The sequence below is a fragment of the Streptomyces sp. NPDC053426 genome, assembly GCF_055585405.1.
On the sequence record NZ_JBVJKE010000025.1, the window covers coordinates 1 to 15,497 of the forward strand.

The window sequence follows — 15,497 nt, forward strand, 5'->3', positions numbered from 1 at the left end:
CCGGTCGAGGGGATGCCGGGCTGGTTCCAGCCGATCGCCGAGTACCAGCCCTTCACACCCGCCATCGAGACCCTGCGCGGACTGCTGCTCGGCACCGAGATCGGCCACAACGGATGGCTCGCCCTCACCTGGTGCCTGGCTCTCACCGCGCTCGGCTACTTCTGGTCGAAGTCGGCCTTCGGCCGCGGCCCGAAGTAACTCACACCAACCGTCCCGCCCGAGGGCGGCGTACCCCGACACCGCGTCGGCGTACGCCGCCCCGTCCGTTTTCCCGGCCACACCGAGACGCCGACCTGCCCGTCCGCGGCTTCTCTCGACAGTGCGGCGCCACAGCGACACCAATCACGTCAATCAGATGCCGCATGGCGCCATTTGTATGCCATCATGGCACCATTGATGGCGCGCTCCTCGACCTCGCAGATCGAGGGGCGCGTGTTCGCGGAATGAGCCGGCAGGGGGCGGATCATGGAGACAGCACAGAGCCGGGGCCGACAGCAGGCGGCCCCCGGCGCTTTCGCGGCCTTCGCCCGCTTCGCGCTTTGCGGGGGCGGGGTGGGTCTCGCGTCCAGCTTCGCCGTGGCGACCCTTGCCTCCTGGATCCCCTGGGCCCTGGCCAACGCCGTGATCACCGTGGTCTCCACGCTCCTCGCGACCGAGCTGCACGCCCGCTTCACCTTCGGCGCGGGCGGACCCGCGACCCGGCGCCAGCACGCGCAGTCGGCCGGATCCGCGGCAGCCGCGTACGCGGTGACCTGTGTGGCGATGCTTGCCCTGCACCAACTGGTGGCGGCACCCGGCGCGGTACTCGAGCAGATCGTCTACCTGTCCGCTTCCGCGCTCGCGGGTGTCGCACGGTTCGCGGTCCTGCGCCTCGTCGTCTTCGCGCGGAACCGCTCGCGGGACGCGGCCACCGGGTCCGCGAAACCCTCCGCCCCGGGCGGGACGTCACCGTCGCACAGGCCCTCGCAGTCGATCGCCTGCCGGGCAACGCCCCTTGCGGAGCGCGCGCACCGCTCCGCCGTTCCGGCGAAGGCCGGCGAAGGGCACCCGGCAGACCCCGGTGCCGACGCGGCAACCGTCAGGCGGAACGCCGGATCGGCACGGCGACAACGCGCGAAATCGTCGGCGCGATCCGCTGTGCCGTGTCCTTCTTCCACGTCCCCCGTGCCAGGCGCGCGCGGCACGCGGAGGTCGCTCCCGGGGCGAGGCCGACACTCCCGTGCAGTCGAGTTGTCCGCCTCGGCGTCTTCGCCGGCTTCGTCATCGCCCAGGCCGACACCGGCACCGACAGAACCGGACGCGCGGCCCGAGTCGCCGCACCGCGACCGGTCCGTCGCGATCGTGCCGCCGTCGCCCTCCACGCCGTGCGGCGCGACACCGACGCCGTAAGGGAAGCGTCAAAAGCGTTCAAGCTGCCGTAAGGGAGCCATCAACGGCGGCCGAATCCGGTCACGGAGGGGCTTTCCTCTACTTGTCAGATTCTCCTTCCGAACCTCACCAGGAGCTCGCGATGGCCGACGTGGCCTTCGTCGTCACCACGATCGCGGTGTTCGCGCTCGTGACCCTCGTCGCCAAGGGGGTGACGAAGCTGTGACCGCCGAGAACGCCGTCGGCCTGATCACGGCCGTCGCCCTGCTGGGTTACCTCGTCCTCGCCCTGATCTTCCCGGAGAGGTTCTGAGCACCGTATGAGCCCCGTCCTCGCCGGCGTGCTCCAACTGCTCGCGCTCGTGGCCGCGCTGGCGCTCGCCCACATACCTCTTGGCAACCACATGGCCAAGGTCTACTCCTCCGGCACCCACTGGCGCGTGGAGAGATGGATCTACAAGGGCATCGGTGCCGACCCGGACGCGGAGATGCGCTGGCCCGCCTATCTGCGCGGCGTGCTGGCCTTCTCCGTCGTCGGGGTCCTCTTCCTCTACCTGCTCCAGCGGCTCCAGGGCGTGCTGCCCGGCTCGCTGGGTTTCGCCTCGATCGACCCGGATCAGGCGTTCAACACCGCCGTCTCCTTCGTCACCAACACGAACTGGCAGTCGTACTACGGCGAACAGGCCATGGGCCACGTCGTGCAGACCGCCGGGCTGGCCGTGCAGAACTTCGTCTCCGCGGCGGTCGGGATCGCCGTCTGCATCGCCCTGGTGCGCGGATTCTCCCGGTCGCGGACCGGCGGGCTGGGCAACTTCTGGGCCGACCTGGTGCGTGGTGTGGTCCGCGTCCTGATACCTCTCGCGGCCGTCGGTGCCGTGGTCCTCGTGGCATGCGGCACGATCCAGAACTTCTCCGGCATTCACGAGGTCGGCCAGTTCATGGGCGGCACGCAGGAGTGGAACGGCGGTGCGGTCGCCTCGCAGGAGGCCATCAAGGAACTGGGGACCAACGGCGGCGGCTACTTCAACGCCAACAGCTCCCATCCCTTCGAGAACCCCACTCCGTTCACCAACCTCTTCGAGATCTTCCTGATCCTGCTGATCCCGTTCTCGCTCACCCGGACCTTCGGCGTCATGACCGGCTCGGTGCGCCAGGGCTACGCGATCCTCGCGACCATGGCCACCATCTGGATCGGCTTCGTGGCCCTGATGATGTGGACCGAGTTCGCCCACAACGGCCCGGCCCCGGACATCGCGGGCGCGTCGATGGAGGGCAAAGAGGTCCGTTTCGGCGTCGGCGGCTCGTCGATCTTCGCGGTGTCCACCACCCTGACCTCCACGGGCGCGGTGAACTCCTTCCACTCCTCCTTCACCGGCCTGGGCGGTGGCATCACCATGCTCGGCATGATGCTGGGCGAGATCGCGCCCGGCGGTGTCGGCTCCGGGCTCTACGGCATGCTGATCATGGCGGTCATCGCGGTGTTCATCGCCGGCCTGATGGTCGGCCGTACCCCCGAGTACCTGGGCAGGAAGATCGGCACTCGGGAGATCAAGTTCGCCGCCTGCTACATCCTCGTCACCCCGGCGCTGGTGCTGGCCTTCACCGCCGCGGCGATGGCCCTGCCCACCCCGGGCGACTCGATGACCAACGACGGGGCGCACGGCTTCTCCGAGATCCTTTACGCCTACACGTCCGCCTCGAACAACAACGGCTCCGCCTTCGCCGGCCTGAACGCCGACACCCAGTGGTTCAACACCACCCTCGGGCTCGCCATGCTGCTCGGCCGTTTCCTGCCGATGGTGTTCGTCCTGGCGCTCGCGGGCTCGCTGGCGGGTCAGAAGCCGGTGCCGGTCACCGCGGGCACCCTGCGCACCGAGAAACCGCTGTTCACCGGTCTGCTGGTGGGCGCCATCCTGATCATCACCGGTCTGACCTACTTCCCGGCGCTCGCGCTGGGTCCGCTCGCCGAGGGGCTGGCGGCATGACCACCGACACGCAGAAGCACGAGGACTCCATGTCCACAGCCACCCCGACCCGGGCGCCGCACAGCGACGCACCCACCGGGCACGAGTCCGAGGAAAGCCGCGTGAGCGCGGGCCCCTTCGACCCGAAGCAACTGGCCAAGTCGCTGCCGGACGCCTTCCGCAAGCTCGATCCGCGGGTGATGGCCAAGTCACCCGTCATGTTCGTCGTCCTCGTCGGCTCCGTCCTGACCACGGCGTTCTCCTTCACGGACCCCGGGGACCGGTTCGGCTGGACCATCAGTGCGTGGCTCTGGCTGACCGTGATCTTCGCCAACCTGGCGGAAGCGGTCGCCGAGGGCCGCGGCAAGGCGCAGGCCGCCACCCTGCGCAGGGCCAAGACCGACACCGTCGCCCGCCGCTTGCTGGGCGGGCGCGAGGAGCGGGTGCCCGGCGCCGAGCTGAAGATCGGTGACCTGGTGGTCTGCGAGGCCGGCGACATCATCCCCGGCGACGGTGACGTCGTCGAGGGTGTCGCCTCGGTCGACGAGTCGGCGATCACCGGCGAATCGGCCCCCGTCATCCGCGAGTCCGGCGGCGACCGCAGCGCCGTCACCGGCGGCACCAAGGTCCTCTCCGACCGCGTCGTCGTCCGGATCACGACGAAGCCCGGCGAGACCTTCATCGACCGGATGATCAGCCTGGTCGAGGGCGCGGCCCGGCAGAGGACGCCCAACGAGGTCGCGCTGAACATCCTGCTGGCCTCGCTGACCATCGTCTTCCTGCTGGCCTGCGCCACGCTGCCGCCGTTCGCCGACTACGCGGGCACCGAACTGACGATGGTCGTACTGGTGGCGCTGCTGGTCTGCCTGATCCCGACCACGATCGGCGCCCTGCTCTCCGCGATCGGCATCGCGGGCATGGACCGTCTGGTGCAGCGCAACGTCCTGGCGATGTCGGGCCGCGCGGTCGAGGCCGCCGGCGACGTCTCCACGCTGCTGCTGGACAAGACGGGCACGATCACGCTGGGCAACCGGCAGGCGGCCGAGTTCGTGCCGGTGCGTGGTGCGACGGAGGCCGAGATGGCGGACGCCGCCCAGCTCTCCTCGCTGGCCGACGAGACGCCCGAGGGCCGTTCGGTCGTCGCCCTGGCCGAGGAGAGGTACGGGCTCCGAGAGCGCCACCCGGGTGAACTCGCGGGCGCCGAGTGGATCGAGTTCACCGCGCGGACCCGTATGTCGGGCGTGGACGTCGACGGCCGCAAGGTGCGCAAGGGGGCGGTGGGTTCGGTGATCGCCTGGGTCCGGGAGCGCGGCGGCACGGTGGCCGGGGAGGCGACCGCCGACCGCGTCTCCGAGGCGGGCGGCACGCCGCTGCTGGTCGCGGTCGAGGACGAGCGCGGTGCCCGTGTCCTCGGAGTGATCCACCTCAAGGACGTCGTCAAGGAGGGGATGCGAGAGCGGTTCGAGGAACTGCGCCGCATGGGCATCAGAACCGTCATGATCACGGGTGACAACCCGCTGACGGCCAAGGCGATCGCCGACGAGGCCGGCGTCGACGACTTCCTCGCGGAGGCGACCCCGGAGGACAAGATGGCGCTCATCAAGCGCGAGCAGGCCGGCGGCAAACTCGTCGCGATGACCGGTGACGGCACCAACGACGCGCCCGCGCTCGCGCAGGCGGACGTCGGGGTGGCCATGAACAGCGGCACGTCGGCCGCCAAGGAGGCCGGCAACATGGTCGACCTCGACTCCGACCCGACCAAGCTCATCGAGATCGTCGAGATCGGCAAGCAACTCCTCATCACCCGGGGCGCGCTCACCACGTTCTCCCTCGCCAACGACGTGGCCAAGTACTTCGCGATCATCCCCGCGCTGTTCACCGCGGTCCACCCGGGCCTGGACAAGCTCGACATCATGAACCTGTCCTCGCCGGACTCCGCGATCCTCTCCGCGGTGATCTTCAACGCGCTGATCATCGTCCTGCTGGTCCCGCTCGCCCTGCGGGGCGTGCGGTACCGACCGGTGAGCGCCGACCGGATGCTCCGGCGCAACCTGGCCGTCTACGGCCTGGGCGGGCTGATCGCCCCGTTCATCGGCATCAAACTCATCGACCTGCTCATCTCGCTCGTCCCCGGGATCGGGTGAAGGACGTGAACACCTCCATGACCAACTCCGCCAGGCTCCTCTGGGCCGGCCTGCGAGCCCTCCTCGTCCTGACGGTGGTCGCCGGCATCGTCTACCCGCTGGTGATCACCGTCATCGCCCAAGGGCTGTTCCACGGCAAGGCGAACGGCTCCGAGACCGAGGCGGACGGCGAGGTCGTCGGCTCGCTCCTGATCGGCCAGTCCTACGACCTGCCGTTGGAGGAGGGGCAGGAGACCCCTGATCCGGACCTGAAGTGGTTCCAGGGCCGTCCGGCCAACGGCCTCGGCACCAACAGCGTCAACACCCGCTACGAACTCCTCCTGTCCGGAGCCACCAACCGTTCCGCCGACGACGAAGAGCTCGTCCAGTGGGTGAAGGACGCCAAGGCCGCCGTCGTCAAGGACAACTCGGTGCCCGGCCACACGGTCGACCCCTCGGACGTGCCCGCCGACGCGGTCACCTCCTCCGGCTCCGGCCTGGATCCGCACATCTCCCCCGAGTACGCGGACATCCAGGTCCACCGGATCGCCGAGAAGAACGGCCTGTCCGTCGAGCGGGTGCAGAGGCTCGTCGACGAGCACACCGAGAGCCGTACGCTCGGCTTCATCGGCGAACCCCGGGTGAACGTGCTCCGGCTCAACATCGCGCTCGAGGAACTCGTGGCCGAGAGCTGATGCGTCTGTGCCGACAGCGTGGGAGCCGACCGCCCAAAACCTCTCCCGGGACGCCGGCTCCCCACCTCGACCGACTCCGACCGGACCGCTCCGCCCCCGCGCACGACAGGAAAGGCGCACACCGATGACCCAGGTGCTGGTCGTGGAGGACGACCCCCAACTCGTACGCGCGCTCGTCCTCAACCTGCGGGCCCGCCGCTACGGCGTCGACGCGGCTCCGGACGGCACCACGGCCCTGCACCTGGTGGGCACGCGCCAACCGGACGCGGTGGTTCTCGACCTCGGCCTGCCCGACATGGACGGCGTCGACGTCATCAAGGCCCTGCGCGGCTGGAACCGCGTGCCGATCCTGGTGCTGTCGGCCCGCGGGGCCTCCGACGAGAAGGTCGCCGCCCTCGACGCGGGAGCCGACGACTACATCACCAAGCCCTTCAGCATGGGTGAACTCCTCGCCCGGCTGCGCGCCGCCGTCCGGCGTGCCGAGACGGCGCCGCTCGCACCCGAGCCGACGCCGGTCACGACCGACGACTTCACCATCGATCTGGCGGCGAAGCGGGTTCGCCGGGCCGGCGACGACGTCCGTCTGACCCCGACGGAATGGCACCTGCTGGAGATCCTGGTGACCAATCCGGGCCGCCTCGTCACCCAGCAACAGCTGCTGCACGAGGTCTGGGGCGCGTCCTACGGCAGGAAGACCAACTACCTGCGGGTCTACATGGCCCAGTTGCGCCGCAAGCTGGAGGCCGACCCCTCCCGTCCCCGGTACCTCATCACCGAGCCCGGAATGGGCTACCGCTTCGAGACCTGAACGGACCCGGCGATTCCGTCGGCACCGCCTCCGAACCACCACCAGAACGGAGACGACACGATGGCACGCGGCAAGCTGCGGATCTACCTCGGCGCGGCACCGGGCGTCGGCAAGACCTACGCCATGCTGTCCGAGGCGCACCGCCGGGCCGAACGCGGCACCGACTGTGTGGTCGGCTTCGTGGAGCACCACGACCGTCCGCGCACCGAGGTGATGTTGCACGGCTTGGAGCAGGTGCCCCGCAGGCGACTGGAGTACCGGGGGGCCACGTTCCCGGAGATGGACCTGGACGCGGTGCTGTCCCGTCGCCCCGAGGTCGTCCTCGTCGACGAACTCGCCCACACCAACGTCCCCGGCGCGCGCAACACCAAGCGCTGGCAGGACGTGGAGGAACTGCTGGCCGCCGGTACGGACGTCATCTCCACGGTCAACATCCAGCACCTGGAGTCGCTCGGCGACGTCGTCGAGTCCATCACCGGCGTACGCCAGCGGGAGACCGTGCCGGACGAGGTGGTGCGCCGTGCCGACCAGATCGAGCTGGTCGACATGTCACCGGAGGCCCTGCGCCGTCGGCTGGCCCACGGCAACGTCTACAAGTCCGACAAGGTCGACGCGGCCCTGTCGAACTACTTCCGCCCCGGAAACCTCACGGCGCTGCGGGAGCTGGCCCTGCTCTGGCTGGCCGACCGGGTCGACGAGCACCTGCAGCGGTACCGCAGCGAGCACCGGGTCCACACGATCTGGGGCTCGCGCGAGAGGATCGTGGTCGGTCTGACCGGTGGCCCGGAGGGCAGCACGCTGATCCGGCGGGCCGCCCGCCTCGCGGAGAAGGGCGCCGGCGGTGAGGTGCTGGCCCTCTACATCGCCCGCAGTGACGGTCTGACCTCGACCTCGCCCAGGGAGCTGGCCATCCAGCGCACCCTGGTCGAGGACCTCGGCGGCACCTTCCACCACGTCGTCGGTGACGACATACCGACCGCGCTCCTGGAGTTCGCCCGAGGGGGGAACGCCACACAGATCGTGCTCGGAGTCTCCCGGCGCAAGGGCTGGCAGTACGTGTTCGGCCCCGGCGTGGGCGCTACCGTAGCCCGCGGCTCCGGGCCGGACCTGGACGTCCACCTCATCACCCACGACGCGGTGGGCAAGGGCCGTGGCCTCCCGGCCGCCCGCGGCGCACGGCTCGGCAGGGCCCGGATCGTCGCCGGCTGGCTGGTCGGTGTGCTCGGCCCCGCCCTGCTCACCCTGCTGCTCAGCGCCGCCCTGTCCGACGTGGGCCTGGCCAACGACATGCTGCTGTTCCTCAGCCTGACGGTGGCGGCGGCGCTGCTCGGCGGCCTGCTGCCCGCCCTGGCCTCCGCCGCCGTGGGGTCGCTGCTGCTCAACTGGTATTTCACCCCACCCGTCCGGACCTTCACCATCGCCGACCCCGAGAACATCGTCGCCCTCGCGGTCTTCGTGGGCGTCGCCGTGTCCGTGGCGTCGGTGGTGGATCTCGCGGCACGCCGCACCGAGCAGGCGGCCCGGCTGCGCGCCGAGTCGGAGACCCTGTCCTTCCTCGCCGGCAGCGTGCTGCGCGGCGAGACCGGCCTGGAGGCACTGCTGGAACGCGTACGTGAGACCTTCGCCGTCGACTCCGTGGCGTTGCTGGAGCGGGAGGGCGAAACGGCCCCGTGGAGCTGTGCGGGCAGTGCCGGGGCGAGCCCGGCCGTCGGGCGTCCCGAGGAAGCCGACGTGGACGTGCCGGTGGGCGACCACATGGCCCTGGCGCTCTCCGGGCGCGTGCTGCCCGCCTCCGACCGCCGTGTCCTGGCCGCCTTCGCGGCGCAGGCCGCCGTCGTCCTGGACCGCCAGCGGCTCCAGTCCCAGGCCGACCAGGCCCGGGATCTGGCCGAGGGCAACCGCATCCGCACCGCGCTGCTCGCCGCCGTCAGCCACGACCTGCGCACTCCGCTCGCCGGGATCAAGGCGTCCGTGTCGTCGCTGCGGTCGGACGACGTGGCCTGGTCGGAGGAGGACCGGACCGAACTCCTCGCCGCGATCGAGGAGGGCGCCGATCGCCTCGACCACCTGGTCGGCAATCTGCTGGACATGTCCCGCCTGCAGACCGGCACCGTCACGCCGCTCATCCGGGAGGTGGACCTGGACGAGGTCGTGCCCCTCGCCCTGGGCGACATCCCCGAACCGGAGACGACCGTCACCCTGGACATCCCGGAGCTCCTGCCCATGGTGACCACGGACAAGGGACTGCTGGAACGAGTGGTCGCCAACGTCGTGGAGAACGCGGTCAAGTACAGCCCACCGGGCGAGCCCGTCCTGGTGGCGGCCAGTGCCCTCGCCGACCGGGTGGAACTGCGCGTGGTGGACCGCGGACCGGGCGTCCCCGACGAGGCCAAGGACCGCATCTTCTCCCCCTTCCAGCGCTACGGCGACGCCCCGCGCGGCAACGGAGTCGGCCTCGGCCTGGCCGTCGCCCGCGGATTCGCCGAGGCCACGGGCGGCACCCTGCGCGCCGAGGACACCCCGGGTGGCGGCCTCACCATGGTCCTCAGCCTCCCGGCTGCGCCCGGTCGCCCACCGGCCACGTCCGGTCCTCCCGCCACCGACCTCAATGGGACGGGTGAGTCCGTCCGCCTGTGACGTGACGGGAGAAGGCTGCCTCGTTCCGGCGTTCACGGACGATCGTGTGACGCAGCGCGTAGTACGCACTCTCGTGTTCCCAGCATTCGTGGTGGAGACCGACGAGTGTCGCAGCGGGGTGGCGGCGGGCGTCGGTCAGGGTGGTGACCAGCCGGTAGGACCCGGTGAACATGGTTCCGTCGGTGCGGGTCACCGTGATCCCGGCCGGCCCACGGGTGAGCCTGTCCCGGACGAGCCGGCAGCCGACCTCACGGTGGCCGGCTCCTCCGGGCGCCCCGGCGCGAACCGGCCCGCGGTCACAGTCACACGGCCACCACCGGGGCCGACAGGACATGACGGAACGACAACGGGGTCCAGAGAAAGCCTACTTCCCGGCCTCGGGTCAAGGCCCCGAGGCCATCACCCGATCGGTGGCCACACCGAGAAGGCTCGACTCCTTCAGGGTCTTTGAGACCCTGCTGATCCACGAGGCCGACCAGGCGGGCGAAAGCGAACGGTCACTCATGAGGCCGGATCATGGCGTGGGCCGCCCATGGGTGAGGAGTCAGCAGGCGAGTCTCCTGATCACGGTGGACGTCACGGTCATAACCGCGGTCCGCGAACAGCGGATCGGGCCTGCGGCGCGGCCGTCCGATCCTGATCGGAGAGATCCGTCGAGCAACGGGTACGCAGCCCGCACCCTCAGCCTTCGAAAGTACGCCACCATCCCGATATCAGGAAAATATCCACCGAAAGGATTCCCAGACATTCCCTGATCATGTCGGATTATTGGTGCAAGATTCAACTCTTTCGCTGTTGCGATCTCGGAAGTTGACTGTTCCACGAATTCTGACCCAGAGGTTTGCCGGGCCGATTGCGGTCGTATGGTGATCGGCGGACACTGAATACAGATGACGTGGAGCCACCGGTGATCCGAATCTGCGCCGCCCCCCATGAGTGCGATGGAAAGGGGGATTCTCCGGTGGAGAGAGATCTATACATCTCACTGATCGAAGAGGGTGCCGATCCCGAGCACATCGCAAGGCTGACCGGCTACCTGCGTGAAGAACTTCTGCAACTCGAAGTCGACGACGTCACGTCCGTTCCCGGCGAGGAGGTCCCACCCGGCGCGCGAGCCGGGGGCATCGCCGAGATCGGGACGCTGCTGGTGGCACTGGGCAGCTCCGCGAGCGCCCTGAGCCAGGTGGCGACCGTGATCCGGTCATGGCTCGGCCGCTTCCGTGACTCCCGTCCCTCACTGCGTCTGGAGATGGAGGGCAACGCAATCGAAGTCTCCAGGGCGACCGATGAACAGGTGGCGGAGGCGCTGCGGGTATTCGTGGAACGGCATTCGGTTGCGGGAGCCCAGCAATGAAGAAATCCCGGTACGCGCTGATCATCGCAAATGACCACTACGATGATCAAGGGCTGAAAAAGCTCAGGGCGCCCGCCCAGGATGCGGCAGCCCTCGCCGGGGTACTGGAGGATCCACAGATCGGCGAATTCGAGGTCGAGGTCGTCCGCAATGCGCCGGCCGACATGATGCGCCGACGCATCCAGACCTTCTTCAGTGACCGCCGCCGCGACGACACCTTGGTGCTGCACTTCTCATGTCACGGGCTCAAGAGTGAGTCCGGCGAGTTGTACTTCGCCGCCAGGGACACCGAGATGCGACTGCTGGACGCCACAGCCGTGCCGTCCCAGTTCGTTCGCGCGTGCATGTCTCGTACGAGGGCCGGCCGGACCGTGCTGCTGCTCGACTGTTGCTACGGCGGTGCCTTCTCCTACGGAGCGTCCGTGCGTGCCTCGGGAGATGTGAACGTCCTGGAGTCCTTCCAGACCGAGAAGAAGGCGCCCGGTGGGCGCGGTTGGGCCGTCATTACGGCGTCCGACTCCATGGAATACGCCTTTGAGGGCCCCGAACTCGCGGAGAAGTCCCCTCCACGTCCCTCGGTGTTCACTCATGCAGTGGTCGAGGGGCTGAAGACCGGTGAGGCCGACCGGGACCAGGACGGCGAGGTCCGCCTGAATGAGCTGTACGACTACGTCTATGAACAGGTACAGGAGGAGAACCCCAACCAGACGCCGAAGCGCACGGTGGAGATGCAAGGAGACCCATGGCTGGCGCACAGCAGACGCGGCCGCATCAAGATCGCGGCGGCGCCCGTCCCGTCTTTCCTCCGAACCGCTGTCGAAAGCGATAACTCCGTGACCCGGTTGGGTGCCGTGACGGAGTTGAGCCGCCGTCTCCAGGACGACGACCTCTCCGTTGCCGAGGGAGCACGCCAGGTCCTGGAGGAGATCGCACGCAACGACCTCGGGCACATCGCCGCCCAGGCGAGCAGTGCTCTGCGCATGATCCGCTTGGCGCCGTCGCTGACCGCCCTTGACTTCGGCGGGGTACGGCAGGGGTCGACGCCCGCGGAGAAGACCGTCATGCTGAGCGGCCCGCCCCTCGCCCGCCATTGCATAGCCCAATCCACGCAGCGATGGCTGCGGGTCGAGCCACTGCCCAACGGTCTGAACGTGGGTGTCGAGGCCCAGGCTCCCGGGCACCTGGCTGCAGACATCGTGTTGAAGGGCGTCGCCGATGAGTCGGCGATCCACGTGGAAGTCGTCGTCGAACCCGAGACGGCATCCGGCACCTCCGCGCACGAGTCCGAGGAGTCGAAGGGACAGCCGAAGGAGACGGTGGTCGTCCATCCGCCGGAGGAACCGCCGGACACGCATGCCCTGGAGACGCAGGCGGCTTCGGCACCGCCCGAGGACTCGCCTCGGACCGTCACCAAGTACAGGGAGATTTCGCTGCCCCCGGCCAAGCAGGTGCGTGCCCCCCTACTCGCTGCCGGCGGGTTGGCCCTGGCGGTCACCTCCATCGTGTACGTCCTCCTGGCCGTCACGGGTGCCGTGAAAGCCGCGAAGCAACAGCAGGCGAATGTCACCGATCTCGGCAACCGTCTCAGCGGCATCGGCGTGGACTCGTATCTCACCGTCTGTCTGATCACGGCTGTGGTCGCGCTGGTGTTCTGCGCCCTCGCCCGTCACGATCTGGGCGCCCACACCCACCTCTACGCGCCGCCGGCCAGGAGCACGACGAAGTCCCTGGCCTGGACGGCGAAACTACTGGCGATTCCGGCGCTTGTCCTCGGGGTGCTCATGGCGATCGCGTACCCGATCGTCGCCAACTACCTTTGATCCCCCGCGGGCGCGGGTCGCCGGCACGACAATAGTCGGGCGTGGCCCGCTGCGGATCACCAGCCGCGACGGCCAAGAGCCCTGCCGCGCTGCGGCCCTCCGGTCGCCGGCCGTCATCACTCGCGAACCACAGGACGAGAAGCGTTCGCTGGGTTGCGACGCTTCGCGGCACGGGCCGAGCGCAAGCAGCAAGAACCCCGAAAGGCGGTGTGGAACGCGGGGTGTCCCTCTCCGAGCTCCCCGAGGACAAGACCCGCCGCGTATTCACCGCCTTGGTGGCGGTCACCGGTCCAACTCGCCTGACCGGTCCCCTCCCACGCGATGTCCGTCACGCGGCCGGCACCTGGGGGTCCCGGACCGGTTTGCCGACTGCGTTGTTCGGTCCGCCCACCGAGCTCAGGACGTTCTGCGCCTGGTTGTCCACGAACTTGGTGAACAACTGCTGGGCGTAGCCGAAGATGATGGCCCAGGCGATGATCTGCGCCGACGAGTTGAGTGCCTGCAGGCCCGGGACGAACTCCCCGCGGATGAGGAGCAACCCCAGCACCGCGGTCAACGCGCCCGTCGGCAGCTTGAGCAGGGCCAGCGCGACCGGCACGTTGTACGGAGTGGACGTGCCCTTGATCCGCCTCAGGGACGCGGCGGCCGCCACGGCGGCGGCGATGACGCCGACGAATTCCACGACTCCATAGTCCCAGGGCGAGGCGACCTGGGACTGCAGGGCGTCGACATTGCCTTCCTGGCTCCGTTCGGAGGTGTCGCTCCCGGTGGGACAGACCACCCCCACACCCTCCGGGCTGAAACACAGCGGCACCGTGCCCGGGGCGAGCGCACCGAAGACGCCCACGAGGGCGACGATCACGGACAGAGCGATCGTCACCCCGTAGACGACATAGGTGAAGCTGCGCACCCGCAGCCTCTCCCTCAGATGCGCCTGACGGGCGACGGCCACGCTGTCGACCACGACCTCGCGCTGCGCCGTCTGCAGAGGCGCCCCGCTGCGGACCGCCAGGGCGATCTCTTCGACCTGCACCCTCCGTGCGTCGTTGACCGGGAGGTGCTCCCGGACGAAGGCCACCAGGCCCGGCATCATCGAGGTGATCTCGTCCGTCGACGACACCCGCAGCAGAAGATTGTGGGCCACGTCGAAGTGGGTCTGCGCGACGGCCAGGTGAGCCGCGGGCAGCCGTCGGCGATGGTTGTGGCCGAGCGTGTTCCGTGCCGTCCTCAGCTCTTCGTGGGCCTGGTCGGCCAGAGCCTGCTCCTCCCGGCCGATCTGCCCCCGCTCGGCCTTGGCCCGAAACTGCGCCTCGAGCTCGCCGATGCGCGAGTTCAGGTTCTCGCGCAGTTCCCACAACCCCTTCTCGGGCGTACCCGTCCACCGGGCGCCGCGGAACCTCGTCGATCCCGCGCCCGTCGCCGGTCCTGCGCCGTCATCGCCGTTCTTCATGCGAACTCCCACCGGTCCGGGGCGTTCAGCGGACGATGTCGAGGCCGTCGGCCCGGAACATCGGGCGTTGTCGGAAGGGCGCCTTCGGCCGACGGCGTTCGTCCACCTGTTCGCTCGATGACAGGGAGTTTTCTACCGCTGGTCACGCTGGACGACGGTGACCGCCCTCGTTGACCGCCGTGCCGGCGTTTCACGGAAAGACGCCATCGGACAGGTCCTGGCCGGTGCCGAAGCATCCCGGATCCGGTCCAGGGACGGCGCCCAGGTCACTTCCCGCCGCCCATCAGTCGATCGGGGTGCTTCGATGCGCCACGGCACCTTCGGTGGGCGACCAGCTGATGTGCCCGCGCTGGAAGCGGTTGGAGCGGCTGTTTCCCGTGCCGATCTCGTCGGTGGTGGGGTAGCGCAGGAAGCTGTTCTCCCAGCCCATGCCGGCCCATGCGTCCCGGATGGCGCCGTGCACCTCGTGGGCGCCCGTCTGCGGGGTCCAGTAGATCGAGCCGCCCTCGAAGTGGTTGAAGCGCCCAACGCCGTCGGGGCAGCTCAGTTCGTCCGTCACCGGGTAGCCGAGGAAGCCACCGGATCCGCGGGCCTGGGCGTACTTGATCCGGATGTCCCCGTGGACCTCGTGGGCGCCCGTCGCCGGGGACCAGTAGATCGAGCCGTTGGTGTAGTCGCGTGATGTTCCGCGCCGGTCCGGGTTCGGTCCCTCATTGCTGCCGGCACCCGCGTCGAACGGCGGGCCGATCCACTGGATCGTGTTCCATTTGTCGTCGATGGCGGTCATTTCGACCTCCCGTATGGCCTGGTTCTCGAACTCGCCCACCAGGTGGGCTCCGCCGCGTCGCCGTACGACCACGTGGAGCCTTCGGCATTTCGAAGTGCAGGTGCGGGCCGGTGAAGTCGCCCGTGCTGCCGGCCTTGCCGAGCCGCTGACCAGCGGTGACTTCCTGGCCTTGTCCCACCTCTCGTGGGAGAGGTGGCGATAGGGGCAGACGTGGCCCGTTGTCGGCGCGCGCAGCCCGGTCCGCCGGCCGTACGCCCCGCCTTCGCCGTTGGACCAGGCGATCGACGCGCTGCTCACGGCGACTACCGGGGGCGGCAGAATTCTGACCGGTGTGCCAGCTGACACCATTCAACTTACAAGCGTACGAGCCGCGGGTGAGAAAGTCGAAAGTGACTTTGCGCCTGGGCACGGGCGACGGCGCATCTCCCCTGCCGGTGGACAAGCCCTGTTGGTTCCCTGTCCTGCCGCGCCTGACCCCCCTCATGCGCCGGT

General features: G+C 69.2%; 12 protein-coding genes and 2 pseudogenes. 11 read left to right on the plus strand and 3 right to left on the minus strand.

Annotated elements, in window-relative coordinates; genetic code table 11:
• The 11 genes and pseudogenes from ACZ62B_RS34660 to ACZ62B_RS34710 form a co-directional block, all read left to right on the plus strand.
• Positions 1 to 198 (plus strand): annotated as a pseudogene (locus tag ACZ62B_RS34660) (ABC transporter permease); the annotation flags it as partial.
• Positions 199 to 465: 267 nt separating this feature from the next.
• Positions 466 to 927: pseudogene (locus ACZ62B_RS34665) on the plus strand (GtrA domain-containing protein); the annotation flags it as partial.
• A gap of 544 nt (positions 928 to 1,471) precedes the next feature.
• The gene (locus tag ACZ62B_RS34670; protein ID WP_344555689.1) at positions 1,472 to 1,594 is read left to right on the plus strand and encodes a hypothetical protein; all 123 of its coding nucleotides are present in this window, start codon (positions 1,472 to 1,474) and stop codon (positions 1,592 to 1,594) included.
• Positions 1,591 to 1,680, plus strand: coding sequence for a K(+)-transporting ATPase subunit F (kdpF, locus tag ACZ62B_RS34675; protein WP_344555687.1), 90 nt, complete (start codon positions 1,591 to 1,593; stop codon positions 1,678 to 1,680). The genes ACZ62B_RS34670 and kdpF overlap by 4 nt, the downstream gene beginning before the upstream one ends.
• Before the next feature lie 7 nt (positions 1,681 to 1,687).
• Positions 1,688 to 3,352, plus strand: coding sequence for a potassium-transporting ATPase subunit KdpA (gene kdpA, locus ACZ62B_RS34680; protein WP_468876969.1), 1,665 nt, complete (start codon positions 1,688 to 1,690; stop codon positions 3,350 to 3,352).
• A complete protein-coding gene (kdpB, locus tag ACZ62B_RS34685; protein WP_469693429.1) occupies positions 3,349 to 5,475 on the plus strand; it encodes a potassium-transporting ATPase subunit KdpB in 2,127 nt (708 codons plus the stop codon). Before kdpA ends, kdpB begins: the two co-directional genes overlap by 4 nt.
• Positions 5,476 to 5,480: 5 nt before the next feature.
• Positions 5,481 to 6,149 (plus strand): potassium-transporting ATPase subunit C, encoded by a 669-nt coding sequence (locus ACZ62B_RS34690; protein ID WP_469693431.1) that lies wholly within the window; start codon positions 5,481 to 5,483, stop codon positions 6,147 to 6,149.
• 124 nt (positions 6,150 to 6,273) lie between these two features.
• Positions 6,274 to 6,957, plus strand: a complete 684-nt coding sequence (locus ACZ62B_RS34695) for a response regulator (protein WP_468876981.1) — start codon at positions 6,274 to 6,276, stop codon at positions 6,955 to 6,957.
• A gap of 60 nt (positions 6,958 to 7,017) precedes the next feature.
• Entirely contained in the window at positions 7,018 to 9,594 is a 2,577-nt protein-coding gene (locus ACZ62B_RS34700; protein WP_469693433.1) for a sensor histidine kinase, read from the plus strand.
• Between the two features lie 961 nt (positions 9,595 to 10,555).
• On the plus strand, positions 10,556 to 10,948 hold the full coding sequence (locus tag ACZ62B_RS34705; protein ID WP_469693435.1) for an effector-associated constant component EACC1: 393 nt from the start codon (positions 10,556 to 10,558) through the stop codon (positions 10,946 to 10,948).
• Positions 10,945 to 12,768, plus strand: coding sequence for a caspase, EACC1-associated type (locus ACZ62B_RS34710; protein ID WP_468727241.1), 1,824 nt, complete (start codon positions 10,945 to 10,947; stop codon positions 12,766 to 12,768). Before ACZ62B_RS34705 ends, ACZ62B_RS34710 begins: the two co-directional genes overlap by 4 nt.
• Before the next feature lie 328 nt (positions 12,769 to 13,096).
• Here the strand turns inward: ACZ62B_RS34710 and ACZ62B_RS34715 are convergent, their stop codons facing one another.
• The 3 genes from ACZ62B_RS34715 to ACZ62B_RS34725 form a co-directional block, all read right to left on the minus strand.
• The gene (locus tag ACZ62B_RS34715) at positions 13,097 to 14,218 is read right to left on the minus strand and encodes a hypothetical protein (RefSeq protein ID WP_468727242.1); all 1,122 of its coding nucleotides are present in this window, start codon (positions 14,216 to 14,218) and stop codon (positions 13,097 to 13,099) included.
• Between the two features lie 283 nt (positions 14,219 to 14,501).
• Positions 14,502 to 15,044, minus strand: a complete 543-nt coding sequence (locus tag ACZ62B_RS34720; protein WP_469693438.1) for an LGFP repeat-containing protein — start codon at positions 15,042 to 15,044, stop codon at positions 14,502 to 14,504.
• Positions 14,929 to 15,489 (minus strand): M23 family metallopeptidase, encoded by a 561-nt coding sequence (locus tag ACZ62B_RS34725; RefSeq protein ID WP_469693439.1) that lies wholly within the window; start codon positions 15,487 to 15,489, stop codon positions 14,929 to 14,931. The genes ACZ62B_RS34720 and ACZ62B_RS34725 overlap by 116 nt, the downstream gene beginning before the upstream one ends.
• Between the last annotated feature and the right edge of the window lie 8 nt (positions 15,490 to 15,497).